The sequence below is a fragment of the Paenarthrobacter sp. C1 genome (assembly GCF_049315185.1).
GTDB lineage: Bacteria > Actinomycetota > Actinomycetes > Actinomycetales > Micrococcaceae > Arthrobacter > Arthrobacter nicotinovorans.
The window spans coordinates 1,017,850-1,029,960 of sequence record NZ_CP186052.1; the positions used below are offsets into that span (position 1 = coordinate 1,017,850).

General features: G+C 64.6%; 13 protein-coding genes and 1 tRNA gene. 5 read left to right on the plus strand and 9 right to left on the minus strand.

Features of this window, described 5'->3' with window-relative positions; all coding sequences use genetic code 11:
* Positions 1-126 precede the first annotated feature (126 nt).
* The gene (locus ACNAOU_RS04925; RefSeq protein ID WP_422758154.1) at positions 127-834 is read right to left on the minus strand and encodes a hypothetical protein; all 708 of its coding nucleotides are present in this window, start codon (positions 832-834) and stop codon (positions 127-129) included.
* Complete coding sequence (locus ACNAOU_RS04930; protein WP_422758155.1) at positions 831-1,553, minus strand: hypothetical protein; 723 nt, start codon at positions 1,551-1,553, stop codon at positions 831-833. Before ACNAOU_RS04930 ends, ACNAOU_RS04925 begins: the two co-directional genes overlap by 4 nt.
* A 209-nt stretch (positions 1,554-1,762) precedes the next feature.
* Between ACNAOU_RS04930 and ACNAOU_RS04935 the strand changes: the two genes are divergently transcribed.
* Together ACNAOU_RS04935 and ACNAOU_RS04940 are read left to right on the plus strand one after the other, a co-directional pair.
* Positions 1,763-3,424 (plus strand): ABC-F family ATP-binding cassette domain-containing protein, encoded by a 1,662-nt coding sequence (locus tag ACNAOU_RS04935; protein WP_039240029.1) that lies wholly within the window; start codon positions 1,763-1,765, stop codon positions 3,422-3,424.
* Positions 3,425-3,427: 3 nt separating this feature from the next.
* Complete coding sequence (locus ACNAOU_RS04940; protein ID WP_422758156.1) at positions 3,428-5,341, plus strand: ABC transporter ATP-binding protein; 1,914 nt, start codon at positions 3,428-3,430, stop codon at positions 5,339-5,341.
* Positions 5,342-5,343: 2 nt separating this feature from the next.
* Here the strand turns inward: ACNAOU_RS04940 and ACNAOU_RS04945 are convergent, their stop codons facing one another.
* The 3 genes from ACNAOU_RS04945 to ACNAOU_RS04955 form a co-directional block, all read right to left on the minus strand.
* Positions 5,344-5,742, minus strand: a complete 399-nt coding sequence (locus ACNAOU_RS04945; protein ID WP_039240031.1) for an NUDIX hydrolase — start codon at positions 5,740-5,742, stop codon at positions 5,344-5,346.
* A complete protein-coding gene (locus tag ACNAOU_RS04950; RefSeq protein WP_422758157.1) occupies positions 5,739-6,197 on the minus strand; it encodes a DUF6314 family protein in 459 nt (152 codons plus the stop codon). Before ACNAOU_RS04950 ends, ACNAOU_RS04945 begins: the two co-directional genes overlap by 4 nt.
* Before the next feature lies 1 nt (position 6,198).
* A tRNA-Arg gene (locus ACNAOU_RS04955) sits at positions 6,199-6,271 on the minus strand.
* A gap of 108 nt (positions 6,272-6,379) precedes the next feature.
* Here ACNAOU_RS04955 and ACNAOU_RS04960 point away from each other — a divergent pair.
* Positions 6,380-7,210 carry a hypothetical protein gene (locus tag ACNAOU_RS04960; RefSeq protein ID WP_422758158.1) on the plus strand — a complete coding sequence of 277 codons (831 nt, stop codon included), beginning with the start codon at positions 6,380-6,382 and terminating at the stop codon, positions 7,208-7,210.
* Here the strand turns inward: ACNAOU_RS04960 and ACNAOU_RS04965 are convergent.
* The 4 genes from ACNAOU_RS04965 to ACNAOU_RS04980 form a co-directional block, all read right to left on the minus strand.
* Positions 7,153-7,575 (minus strand): hypothetical protein, encoded by a 423-nt coding sequence (locus ACNAOU_RS04965; RefSeq protein WP_039240033.1) that lies wholly within the window; start codon positions 7,573-7,575, stop codon positions 7,153-7,155. The two genes, ACNAOU_RS04960 and ACNAOU_RS04965, sit on opposite strands and share 58 nt — an antisense overlap.
* Complete coding sequence (locus ACNAOU_RS04970; protein ID WP_422758159.1) at positions 7,572-9,026, minus strand: hypothetical protein; 1,455 nt, start codon at positions 9,024-9,026, stop codon at positions 7,572-7,574. The genes ACNAOU_RS04965 and ACNAOU_RS04970 overlap by 4 nt, the downstream gene beginning before the upstream one ends.
* Entirely contained in the window at positions 9,023-9,838 is an 816-nt protein-coding gene (locus ACNAOU_RS04975; protein WP_422758160.1) for a hypothetical protein, read from the minus strand. The genes ACNAOU_RS04970 and ACNAOU_RS04975 overlap by 4 nt, the downstream gene beginning before the upstream one ends.
* A gap of 145 nt (positions 9,839-9,983) precedes the next feature.
* Positions 9,984-10,604: a hypothetical protein gene (locus ACNAOU_RS04980; protein WP_422758161.1), complete on the minus strand. Its 621-nt coding sequence runs from the start codon at positions 10,602-10,604 to the stop codon at positions 9,984-9,986.
* A 33-nt stretch (positions 10,605-10,637) separates the two neighbouring features.
* Between ACNAOU_RS04980 and ACNAOU_RS04985 the strand changes: the two genes are divergently transcribed.
* Positions 10,638-11,492, plus strand: coding sequence for an inositol monophosphatase family protein (locus tag ACNAOU_RS04985; protein WP_018779598.1), 855 nt, complete (start codon positions 10,638-10,640; stop codon positions 11,490-11,492).
* A 126-nt stretch (positions 11,493-11,618) separates the two neighbouring features.
* Positions 11,619-12,044: a hypothetical protein gene (locus tag ACNAOU_RS04990; RefSeq protein WP_039240037.1), complete on the plus strand. Its 426-nt coding sequence runs from the start codon at positions 11,619-11,621 to the stop codon at positions 12,042-12,044.
* Positions 12,045-12,111 lie beyond the last annotated feature (67 nt).

Consider the following 12,111-nt stretch of genomic DNA (forward strand, 5'->3'; position numbering starts at 1 on the left):
ATCCCCCCAATTGTGATCCCGTGGGCGCCACATCCACCGGAAACCCGTTCTCTGATTCCGGTGTCAGGCTGCAGCCGCGTTCACACATTCATGATTGTGCCACGATCTAATGGTTTTGTGAAAGTCTTACGCTGAGAGACGCCGTTTTCGACGCGCAACTGCTTTCGAGAACCAGATTCCGGCCAATCCGATGCACGTGAACATGGCTGCGGAGTAGTTGATCAGCACCCGCAGCCAGGCCTCCGAAAACGGGATCAGCGGAAAAAGCTGTGACAGCAAAAGCAACGAAAGTCCCAGCAAAAGCAGGCCCGAGGCGACGCGCAGTAACACAGGCGCCTGGCTCGTCACCGTGCGCCAGATGGCCGGCACCAGGCAGGCAGCAACGAATCCCGGGTAGAAGCGGCCCATAAAGGCATAGGCCTCCAACGACGGCCCCCACACCAGCCCGCTCATCCCCGCCGACGAGCCCCGGGTGTCGGTGATGAGGAAAAAGTAGATGGTCAGCACGCCCACGATTGCGGCAACCGTGATACCCAGTGGCCCGCGGATGGCCCGCACTGCCGATTGGGAGCCGAACGCGGTGGCGATCTTGATGCCCATGAAGAAGAACGTCGCATACAGCAGGAAACGCAGAATCAGGTTCCCAACGTTCATCCCGCCAAGCCAGCCGTCGATGACAAGGTAGGGCGCCTCGATGCTGATGAAGATGCTCAGTGAGATCAACGAAAAGATGTAGAAGACAACGCGGTTCTCCCCACGCAGTGCGCTCGGAATCCGTGCGATCGTAATCGCCAGGCAAACTGCCAGCGTGACCCAGGGCAGGACAGCCGTCATCCGAGGTTCTCCCAAATTCGTTCAGTTCGTTCGTGGTCTTGTTCCTGGCGGCGGAGGGTTTTTCCCAATGCCAGCAGCCGCTCACCGGCAAGTGTCACCAGTGCACTTTGGGACATTGCGTCCAAGGCCTCCCGGCGTGCATTGGGTGGCCAGCCGGCTTCGGCTTCGGTGATCAGTCCTCCGGCCACCAACCCTCCTGCCGGTCCCACCCCGGCCGCACGGGAGGTGGCAATCGCCAGCTCCGGCGGAAGCCTGTTGGCTGTCAGGTGGGCCGAGAAATTCTGGGGCGCGATGCCGGTGGTGTCGCTGACCCGGTGCCGCAACTCGCCGTCGTCGATTGCGTCCACCCAGTTGCGCACGGAGGTGGGGTGAGGTGGTTCCGAAAGGCGGGCCACGGGCGCGGAGCCGGGCTCGCTGCGCTCCACTACGGCACGCAGAAGATCGATCGTGGCAACTTGGCTGACCAGTTCGCAGCCCGTGGGCGGAACGGGGTCGCCGCGGAGATCGGAGTAGCGGTCGAAAGTGGCCAGGGCCTGCACAGGGTTGATGTTGAAGCCCCGGCTGATGCTCACCAGCGTGGACTCGGCCACCTTGCCGCGGACCAGCTGCTGGGCCAGGGTTGTCCGTTTGATGCCGGCGATCCTGCAGACGTCCGCCGTGCTGGCATCGGGCGCAACGCCATGAAGCCAGCGCTGGAACGCCTTGGACTGTAAGGGCATGTGGAACTCTCTGTGATGTGGGGCGCGGCAAACCGGCAAATTGCGGTATGTGGGAGTACAGATCGATTTTACGCCGACGCCACATTGAATTATGCTTGATGATTGAACCCGCTGGTCCGTACACCCCCCAAGTCCGGACCAGCGGGTTTTTCCATGCCCGCGGGAATCGGGGCCTGATGATCTGCGTTTCCTTGCTGGAGGATAGACAAATGACTGCAACCTTGGTGGCCAAGGAACTGGCCGGTGGGCATGGCCACCGCACACTCTTTTCCAAGCTGTCCCTCACGGTGGCGCCCGGCGACGTGGTGGGCGTAGTGGGAGCCAACGGCGCCGGAAAATCAACGCTGCTCCGTATCCTGGCGGGCGTCGACCAGCCGCAGGAAGGCAGCCTCAGCCTTGCACCCTCGGATGCGTTCGTGGGTTGGCTGCCGCAGGAACACGAGCGCACCGAAGGCGAAACCATCGCCGGCTACATCGCCCGACGCACCGGTTGCGCGCAAGCCACCACCGAGATGGAAGCCACTGCCGAAGCCCTCGGCTCAGGTGCCGCAGGAGCCGACGACGCCTACTCCCTTGCCTTCGACCGCTGGATGGCCTCCGGCGCGGCAGACCTGGAAGACCGCATCCCCGCCGTTCTGGCCGATCTCGGGCTGGAGGTTGGCACCGAGGCACTGATGACCGGCCTTTCCGGTGGCCAGGCCGCCCGCGTGGCTCTGGCGGCGCTGCTGCTGAGCCGCTTCGATGTAGTGCTCCTGGACGAACCCACCAATGACCTGGACCTCGACGGGCTGGCACGCCTTGAAGCCTTCGTCCAGGGCCTGCGCGGCGGAGTGGTGCTGGTTTCCCACGACCGCGAATTCCTGGCCCGCTGCGTCACCACAGTGGTGGAGTTGGACCTGGCCCAGAACTCGGTAGCTGTCTACGACGGCGGCTACGAAGCCTTCCTCGAAGAGCGCGCGGTGGCCAAACGCCATGCCCGGGAGCGCTACGAGGAGTTCGCCAATACCAAAGCGGACCTTGTTTCCCGCGCGCGCACCCAGCGGGAGTGGAGTTCCCAAGGTGTCCGCAACGCCATGAAGAAGAACCCGGACAACGACAAGATCCGCCGGGCCGCCAGCGTCGAATCGTCGGAGAAGCAGGCGCAGAAGGTCCGCCAGATGGAGTCCCGCATTGCCCGGCTCACTGAGGTGGACGAGCCCCGCAAGGAGTGGCAGCTGCAGTTCAGCATCGGCCAGGCACCCCGCTCAAGTGCCGTCGTCGCGACCTTGCGTGACGTCGTCGCGCGCCAGGGCGACTTCACGCTGGGACCGGTGAACCTCCAACTCAACGGTGGGGAGCGGATCGGCATCACGGGTCCGAACGGCGCCGGCAAGTCCACCTTGTTGCGCCTGCTGCTGGGGACGCAACAACCCGACGACGGCGTTGCCTCCATGGGCGCGTCCGTCGCCATCGGCGAAATCGACCAGGCACGCGGATTGCTCGACGGCGGGCAGCCGCTCGGCGACGCGGTGGAAGCCGTGCTCGTGGACTGGAACAGCGCAGACGTCCGCACCCTCCTGGCCAAATTCGGGCTCAAAGCGGACCACACCTCACGCACTGTGGACTCGTTGTCCCCGGGGGAGCGGACCCGGGCTGCGCTCGCATTGCTGCAGGCCCGCGGCGTGAACCTGCTGGTGCTGGACGAGCCCACCAACCATCTGGACCTTCCGGCGATCGAACAGCTTGAAGAAGCGCTGGAGAGCTACGACGGTGCGCTCCTGCTGGTCACCCACGACCGCCGGCTGCTGGAAAACGTCCGTCTCGATTCGCGGTGGCACCTGGACAACGGACAAGTCCGGGAACTCCACCACACCCCAAGCCAGGAGAAGTAACCCATGAGCATGGACCGCGTGGCCTGGAGCTCGCTGTACAACATCACCACTGCCAAGAGCGGCTCCAAGCCGTTCTCCAAGGAAACCCTCAAACGGGTCCTCGCCTTCGCTTCCCCTCACAAGGGGAAGCTGATTGCCTTCGTCATAGCCTCCATCGCGGGCGCTTTCCTTGCAGTGGCCACCCCGGTGCTTGCCGGACAGGTGGTGGATGCGATCATCGCGAACGCAGGCGTGGGAACGGTCATCTGGCTGGCGGTCCTCATTGCGATCGTTGCGGTGGGTGAGGCCGGAGTGGGCCTGCTGACGCGCTGGTTGTCGTCGATCATTGGTGAAGGCGTCATCGTGGACCTGCGCACGCGGGTGTTCGACCACGTGCAGCGCATGCCCATCGCGTTCTTCACCCGGACACGGACCGGCGCTTTGGTGAGCCGGTTGAACAATGACGTCATCGGGGCGCAGTCCGCCTTCGCCGGCACGTTGTCCGGTGTGGTCAGCAACGTAGTGGCCCTGGCGTTGACCCTCGCCGTGATGCTCAATACTTCCTGGCTGGTGACGGTGCTCGCCATGGTGCTGCTGCCGATCTTCCTCATCCCTGCGCGGCGCATGGGCTCCAAACTGGCAGATCTTCGCCGTGAGGCTGCAGCCCACAACGCCGCCATGGGCACGCAGATGACGGAGCGTTTCTCGGCGCCCGGTGCCACGCTGGTGAAACTGTTCGGCCGCCCGGACGAGGAATCGCGTGAATTTGCCGACCGGGCAGGACGGGTGCGGGATATCGGCATCCGCACCGCCATGCTGCAGTTCACCTTCGTCACTGCCCTGACCCTGGTCTCGGCGTTGGCACTGGCCCTCGTGTACGGCCTTGGCGGTTGGTTGGCCCTCAGCGGCCAGCTGGCACCGGGCGATGTGGTGGTCCTGGCGCTCCTGCTCACCAGGCTTTACGCGCCGCTGACCGCGCTGTCCAACGCGCGGGTGGAAATCATGAGCGCTCTGGTCAGCTTTGAACGGGTTTTCGAAATCCTGGACCTGAAGCCGCTCATCACCGAAAAGCCGGATGCCATTGAGGTCGCTCCGGGCCCTGTCGCGGTGGAATTTGATGACGTCCGCTTCTCCTACCCCTCAGCAGACAAAGTTTCCCTGGCCTCCCTGGAGGAGGTGTCCACGCTGGACACCCGCGGCGGAGAGGAAGTGCTGCACGGGGTGAGCTTCCGGGTGGAACCGGGCCAGACAGTGGCCCTGGTGGGTTCCTCGGGTGCCGGCAAGTCCACCATCGCCCAGCTGCTGTCCCGCTTGTACGACGTCGACTCCGGAGCAGTGCGCCTTGGCGGGAACGGGCCCCGGACGGGTGCCGATGTGCGGGACATCAGTTTCGATTCCCTGCGCGACACGCTGGGCATGGTGACCCAGGACGGCCACCTGTTCCACGAAACCATCGCCTCCAACCTGCGCCTGGCACGGCCGGATGCTACTGAGGACGACATGTGGGATGTGCTCAGGCGCGCCCGCCTGGAACCGATGATCCGTTCCCTGCCCGATGGCCTGGAGACAGTGGTGGGGGAGCGTGGCTACCGGCTCTCCGGCGGCGAGCGCCAACGCCTTACCATCGCACGTTTGCTCATCAAGCAGCCGCGCGTGGTGATTCTGGATGAGGCGACGGCGGCGCTGGACTCCACCAACGAAGCCGCCGTGCAGGCGGCCCTGGGTGAGGCGCTCGAGGGACGTACCGCCGTCGTGATTGCGCACCGCTTGTCCACCATCCGCGCCGCTGACGCGATCCTGGTGGTTGAGGACGGCAGGATCGTGGAGCGTGGCACGCATACCGAGCTGCTGGCGGCGGACGGGCGCTACGCCGAGCTGTACCAGACCCAGTTCGCGGAGGCCACGGCAGTGGCGCAGGAAGCTGTCCCGGAGCTCTAGCGCTACTTGAGGGCCGGAAGGACGTGGTCCGTGAGAAGCGGCGCCAGGTCCGCAGGCAGGGGTGCTGAGAGGTCCAGCCAGCGGATTTCCGCGATCTCGGCGGAGGGGTGCGCGTCCCAGGTTCCGGGCGCCGTGAAGACGGTGGCTTCGATGTTCGTGGCGGCTTCGTTGGCGGCTACGGCGAGCCAGACACCCAGGGGTTCCAGCTGCTCCGGTGATACCTCGATGCCGACTTCCTCGGACAGTTCCCGGGCAGCGGCCTGGGCGGCGGTTTCACCCGGTTCGGGTTTGCCGCCGGGGTGCATGAATTTGTCCGTGCCGCGCTTGCGGACGGTCAACAGCTGCCCTTCGTTGTTGTAGACGCACACGGCGCTGACCACGATCAGGTCCGTTGTTGTCATTCATGCCTCCCGGCGTCGATGCGGATCAGATGCGATTCCAGCAGCAAGTCCTTGGCGGGCCCTGTGACGTCCCAGGTGAAGCTGAACGAATCCGGCCCCTCGTAGCGGTAGTTGACGTGATAGTCGTCGGGATCGCACCAGTGCTTGTCCTGGTGGCCCTCTTCGGAGAATCCCATGACGTGGAAAGGCCTGCCGTCGGGGAAGGACACGTCCATGGAGTCCGGTGCGGCGCCGGGTGTCAGGACGTATTCACGGAAGGCGGGGCCGGTGTGGGTGGGCCAGTGCATGGTGCCGTCTTCGCGGTAATCCAGGCCGCCGTGGGGGTTCGGTCTGTAATGCACGACGCCGGTGAAGGTTCCGCGGGTGCCGGAGGCGCGGTCCAGGAGGTTTCGCTCCACCCTCCAGCTGCCGGCCAGGTAGGCCCGCAAGTCCTGGATGCGCTGCTGGTGCTTCAAGTGCCCTCGATTGGAATCGAACCAACGACACCGGCTTTAGGAGAGCCGTGCTCTATCCACTGAGCTACGAGGGCCTGTGTGTCCATGGCTCGGAATCCCACTGCTGGAGCTCAAGGGCCCGGACACGACTACAAGCATACAAGCTGCCGGGGCGATGCCAGAACACAGCTAGGCTGGCCACCATGAACGGGCGTGCAACGGCGTCGGCACCGGCGGGATGGTTCCTTCCGGATGTCCGCAGCATCAGGGCAAATATTGGGGGATGGGCGCAACTGAGCGTCGTCCAGTACTTCGTGGCCGAGGCTGCTGTGATCGAGGCTTGGGCCGGTCCGGAGCCCTACAGCAGGGCCACCGGCTTCATCAGCGACCTGGGCGCTGTTTCCTGCGGACTGTATGAGGACCGACCAGTCTGTTCGCCCTTGCATTGGCTGATGAATGCCTCTTTCGTGGTCCAGGGGCTGGCGTTGGTCCTCGGGGCAATCCTCCTGACGGCCGGGCTCCTGTGCGTCGCGGCGAGGCCGGAAGTCCAGGCCAGGCGTTTCCGGGCGACGCAGGAGGGTGAAACGCCCATCCGCGTGCTGGCCGTGCCCTGGATCATGGCGGTCGCCATCCGGATCCTGACGGGCGTTGCGGGGGTGGGCACGGTGATTGTGGGACTGGTACCCGAAGACCTGGGCTCGCCGTGGCATTTTGCAGGGGCCCTCATGTTCTTCATTGGGGGAGGGTTCGCCTTGCTCCTGCTGGCCGTATTGTGGTTCAGGCAAACCCCCGTCAGTTGGTTCCTCGGAATCTGCGGGATTCTCTGCCTTGGGGCGCTGGTCATTGGCGGCGTCACCGCGATGGATGTACCCCGGCCCGGAACTCTGGAACGCTTCATGGGGTATCCGGTCACTATCGGCCTGGCCACTGCAGGCCTTGTTATTGCCCAGCGGGTACGAACGGAACGAAAAAGCGCTCAGGGCCGATTGAGGAAGTACTCGCGGAAGTCCACGAGTGAAGTCCCTCCCGCGTAGCCGAGGTCGCCAGCACCCACCGAAACCGAGTCGTCGGGTGAAAAGATACTGACCGAGAAGGATCCCGAGTCCAAGTCCGTGGTCTTCTCCAGCATGGCCGGAAGGGCCTCTTCCAGGGCCTGCGCGAGCGCGGCGTGCTCGGAGCCGGTTCCTGTGAGCTTGGCGGTGATGAAGTTGCCGGACGTATTCATGTTCACGTGGACCTGGGCGTCCTTTACTCCCGGCACGGACGCAGCAGCGTCCTGCATGTCCTTGCCGAGCCGCTCGGCCTTGGACGGGCCACCCACACCGCAAGCCGTGATGCCCAGAATCAGCATCATGATGATCAGGGCCGGCACCGGCTTGGGAAGTTTCTTCAAGGTCACTGCTTTCGGGAGATGTTGGACACGGTTGAGGACACCTGGCCGGCATCGCTTGTGAGGAACTGCTGGGTGGATTCCTTTTGACTGTACTGGGCGATGGGACTCCCGGCTTCCTGCTGCGCTACCGAGTCAACGTAACGGTAGGAGTCGTGGTAGCTGATTCCGGCGAATCCCGGATCGATGTCCGGATTGGGCAGCGTCACCACCAGGGCGTTGTTGTCCCGGCTCGTGGTGATGCTGCCGCCGGGAAGCAAAGTGGCATCCGCCAGGTCCACCTGCGGGACGGGGTCACCGGCGTGCTGAAGGGCCAGGACGTCGATGGATGCCGGGATGGGGGCCGAATCCACCGGCGATCCGTACGTGACAACGTTGGTGACGTTGAACCTGTCGGTGAAGCTGCTGTCGGATGCCAAGGCCGTGGCGATCATGCCGCCCTGCGAATGACCTGACAGCATCACCGGTGCGTCCTGGGGAATGCCGGCTTTCTCCATGGCGATGCGGACCGCTTGGGCGGCAGTGGACAGGTTCCCACCGGCAAGTTCAAGGTTCCCGGTGAGATCGGTGGGGTTGGCCGCGCCGTCCGGCATCCACCGGGTGGTTCCTGGAATGCTGATGATGTAGGCAGGGGGACTGCCCGGCTTGTCGACTGTGGTGATCCGGATCCCGGTATCTTCCGTGCCCGCGATTCCTGCGTCGGCGTAGGCTGCGTCGGTGGCGGCCAGGACGGAGCTGATGGTTGACGGCACGGGCGTGACCGGCCTGCCGTTCACGTCGGCGGTTCCGGGTTTGCCTACGGTCAGGGGGATGGGCTCGCCGGCCACCGGCCTGCCGTCATCCATCAAATGCGGATTGTGGAAGCCGAAACTCGTCACCGTCGCGGCTGTGTTCAGTGTCGCCGCTACGAACAGCACCCCGTTGGACACCAGCTGGGTGATCGACGGTGGCTCGCCCGAGGTCAGCCACCCCCAGCCCATGTTCACGAAGTCGCCCAGCCGCGAGGCACGGTTTTCCTCGGCATCCATGAGGTTCCCTACAGGGAGGGGAGCCAGGTCCTGGGCAAGGTTCCACATGGTGGACGCAGTGCCTGCCAACAGGCTGGTGACTTTTCCGCTGGCATCCCACAGGTCCCCAGCCTCCCCGGCGGCGGCGTCCAGGAGCCGGTCAAGGACGGATGGATTCCCGGAGCCGGCCGCGGTGGTACTGGCGGCCATTTGTTCGTCGACGTTGCGTTGCACGGCACTGGAGGCGGCGGCGAGCGCATGCCCTGCCGCGATGAGCTGGCTGCGGTAGGCCATCCACTCCTGCGTGAAGCGCTTCCCGTCATCGCCGTGCCAGTCCACACCGGTGATCAAGGGAGTGAGGTTGCCGCTCAGGTCCAGCAGGCGTTGGCTGCTGCGGGCAAACTCTTTGCTGAGGCGTCGCCCGCCCTCCACATCCATTCCGTAAAGGCTCATGAGCGCACGCTCCGACCGGCAGCGCTGCCAAGGTATTCCTTTGCTCCCAGGAGGGACCAGGCGAATTCGAGCCCGGGGTCCGTGGATGGAACGGCGGTCAGGGTGGGCGAGGGGTTCTGTCCTGGCCCGGTTTCCACGGAGTTCAGCTGGTCCACGGAGTACAGCTGGTCCACGGAGTACAGCTGGTCCGCGACGGCCCAAACGCGCCGGCTGGTATACGGGCGGGAACCTGGCGCCGGAGTGCCTGAAACATCAAGGTGGCCTGACACGTCAAGGTGGATGGTGCAGCTGGTGTTGGCCGCTACCGCCTGCGGCGTCGCTTCCGGCAAGGGCTCCAGCTGATGGAGCCGGGGAAAATGGCGGCTGAGGGCAGCCCACGCATTTTCCTCCTGGAAGAAGGAAACCTCGACAGCGTTGCGGACTTCCGTCACCACCACACCGTTTGGCTGGTGGCTGATACGGCGTCGATAGGAGACGGCGACGCCCCGCCCTCCTGCCAGGCCGGCCCTGCTGTGGATGGACTGGTCTTGGAACTGCACCACCGTGGTGGCCGTCAGGGGTGCCGATACAGCGAGGGTAACCGCCAGTATCCATTGCGGTGACAAGGTGCCCTGCGCATCGAGGATGCCGGCACGGCGAAGTTCGTCCCCGGCGTCCTGGTGGTGCGCGTCCGGATGTGGAAAGTACTCCGGATAGGCGGCAGCGTCGGCCTCGCTGCCCGTTGCTTCGGCCGCCCTGCGGACAGTTTCTGCCCAGGCGATTCCGCTGAGCTCAACGATGTTGAGCCTGGCATCGACGTGAATTTCCCCCATTGATCCCCCAAGATCCACTTACTGCGCGCCAGCACTTGGCGGCAAGCGCAACACTATCCGGGCGGGCCGGGACGCGGAATGGGGAGAGCTATCCTCAGTGGTTGCTGCGGGGGCGGGGGCGGGGGCGGGGAGGTGGCCCCCCGTTTCAGGACGCGCGCTTCTTTCCCAGGAAGACGGCAACGACGCCACACACGAGGCTCATCAGGAAAAGTACCCAGGAGGCAACGGTGACGGCCGATGCCACGGCGACCGAACCGGCGTCGGGCGTCTGTGCGGCCAGCACCGAATCAATGGCCACGTTCGACCACAAGTGGGCCACGGCAAAAAGCAGGGGAGCGGCCCACATGGCCCAGCGCCACGACTTGCGTGCCACGTTGGTGCCGATGAGCAGCAGCCAGCTGAAGCCGAAGATCAACGGGAACAGTGTGCCGGCCGTCTTGTGGACGTAGTTGAGCTGGCCGCGTGCCGCGTCATCCATGGCTGCGCGCAGTTGGGCGATGTAGTCCGGGGAGAAACCGCCGATCAGGGAGTCCGGCATTGCCAGCCCGCCGGAAAGCTGGGTCATCTGGTTCAGGGTCAACAGGTGCAGGTACCAGAAGAGGAACAGGCTGGCCACCACGCCGGCAATCACGATCAACCTGGAGTTGTTTTGTGCCTTCTGCGGCGTCCGCGCGGTGGTGCTGTTGATCACGGGAGGCAGTGTGTGGTCGGGAACCACTGCCTTCGCTCCGTGCTTTTTGATCCGCTGAGCTGGTGTCTTGGCCATGTCATTCATTATCCCGCCACCTAAGCTGGATCCATGACCACCGGCAGGCACACCGCAACTGAACTCGATCCTTCACTTGATGACTACCAGTTGGCCAGCGCCCTGGTCCGGGAAGCAGGGCAACTGGCGTTGCTCATGCGGATGGGCGGGTTGCAGGGCGAACGCAAGACGTCCGTCTCGGACGTCGTCACCGCAGCCGACCACGCAGCCGAGGCCTACGTCCTGGAGCAACTGCGCCGTTGCCGGCCGGAGGACGGCATCCTTGGTGAAGAGGGTGCCTCGGTGGCCGGGACCAGCGGACGGACCTGGGTGATCGACCCCGTTGATGGCACCTATAACTTCCTGCACGGCTCTACCTACTGGTGCTCGGCCATTGCCTTGAAGCGTGATGACACCGCCCACAGTGGCCAGTCCGGCAGCCCGTTGGTGGACCCGTCGGTGTTGCTGGGGGCGATCTACCAGCCCGAACTGGACAAGCTCTGGCTGGGCGGCGAGGACCAGGCGGCGACGCTCAACGGAGAACCCATTTCCGGTTCCGGCGATGTTTCGGTGGCCGGGATTTGCGCAGCCACGTACATCCATCCGACCTGGCTCGCGGATCCGCGCACGGCCATGCCATGGCACGCGGCCGCCATCACCGCCGCCTCCTTGCGGATGTTTGGCTCAGGTTCCTGTGACCTGGGCCGGGTGGCCGATGGCGAACTCGGTTGCTGGTTTCAGCACAGTTGCCCCGAATGGGACTGGCTGCCCGGCAAGGCGATCGTTCGCGCGGCCGGCGGGGACACCGCCGTCGTGAAGGTCAACGGGATGAACTGGTTCGTTGCCGGAAGCCCGACGGCGGTCCGCGAGTTGGGTGCCGCGCTAACCTCGGTTCCGCAGTTCGCCTAGCTGGCGCCATCGTACCCCGCAGGGTATTGCTAAGTAGCCTTAGTAATGGTTTCCTTGTACTGGGACGAATGGTTCGTCCCGCTGCCCAGGTGCTGACCGGTCAGCTGCCGAGCCCCAGGAGACGCCATGCAAGGCATTGGTGGTCCCAGCCTTCCACGGCTGACGCAAGACATGCGGCCCCTTGGCTGCCCGCACTGCGGAACGAACGAAAATGTTGCCATCGAATCCATCGAGTCCCTGCCGCCGCATCCGGGCGAACTGCAGGTCCAGGTCGGGTACGTCTGCCGCAAATGCCAAGGCAACTACCTGCACAGGGCACGGTTCCGTGATGTGGCAGCGGTCCTGAACAAGGTGCGCTCGCTGGAGGGATTGCTCCGCTTCGCAGGAGAGTACTTCCATTGCGGCGAAGCAATGTCCCTGGCAGGCTCCAACGTCAAGAGCATCTACGCGCCCTTGTCGACGGACGAACCCGGCGGCGACGCTTCGGCAGTCGACGTCGGCACGAAGTTGCTGCGGTGCCAGTGCGGCTTCCAGCTGGAACTGCCGGACTGACAGCAACTCAGTAAATAGAACAGCTATAGAACCAGGACGCGGGTTAACCCCTTCGGGTACCCCCGCG

Excerpts from the sequence above, each read along its gene's own strand:
- ACNAOU_RS04925 (WP_422758154.1), bottom strand. The coding sequence starts at position 834 with ATGACGGCTGTCCTGCCCTGGGTCACGCTGGCAGTTTGCCTGGCGATT.
- ACNAOU_RS04930 (WP_422758155.1), bottom strand. The coding sequence starts at position 1,553 with ATGCCCTTACAGTCCAAGGCGTTCCAGCGCTGGCTTCATGGCGTTGCG.
- ACNAOU_RS04935 (WP_039240029.1), top strand. The coding sequence starts at position 1,763 with ATGACTGCAACCTTGGTGGCCAAGGAACTGGCCGGTGGGCATGGCCAC.
- ACNAOU_RS04940 (WP_422758156.1), top strand. The coding sequence starts at position 3,428 with ATGAGCATGGACCGCGTGGCCTGGAGCTCGCTGTACAACATCACCACT.
- ACNAOU_RS04945 (WP_039240031.1), bottom strand. The coding sequence starts at position 5,742 with ATGACAACAACGGACCTGATCGTGGTCAGCGCCGTGTGCGTCTACAAC.
- ACNAOU_RS04960 (WP_422758158.1), top strand. The coding sequence starts at position 6,380 with ATGAACGGGCGTGCAACGGCGTCGGCACCGGCGGGATGGTTCCTTCCG.
- ACNAOU_RS04970 (WP_422758159.1), bottom strand. The coding sequence starts at position 9,026 with ATGAGCCTTTACGGAATGGATGTGGAGGGCGGGCGACGCCTCAGCAAA.
- ACNAOU_RS04975 (WP_422758160.1), bottom strand. The coding sequence starts at position 9,838 with ATGGGGGAAATTCACGTCGATGCCAGGCTCAACATCGTTGAGCTCAGC.
- ACNAOU_RS04980 (WP_422758161.1), bottom strand. The coding sequence starts at position 10,604 with ATGGCCAAGACACCAGCTCAGCGGATCAAAAAGCACGGAGCGAAGGCA.
- ACNAOU_RS04985 (WP_018779598.1), top strand. The coding sequence starts at position 10,638 with ATGACCACCGGCAGGCACACCGCAACTGAACTCGATCCTTCACTTGAT.
- ACNAOU_RS04990 (WP_039240037.1), top strand. The coding sequence starts at position 11,619 with ATGCAAGGCATTGGTGGTCCCAGCCTTCCACGGCTGACGCAAGACATG.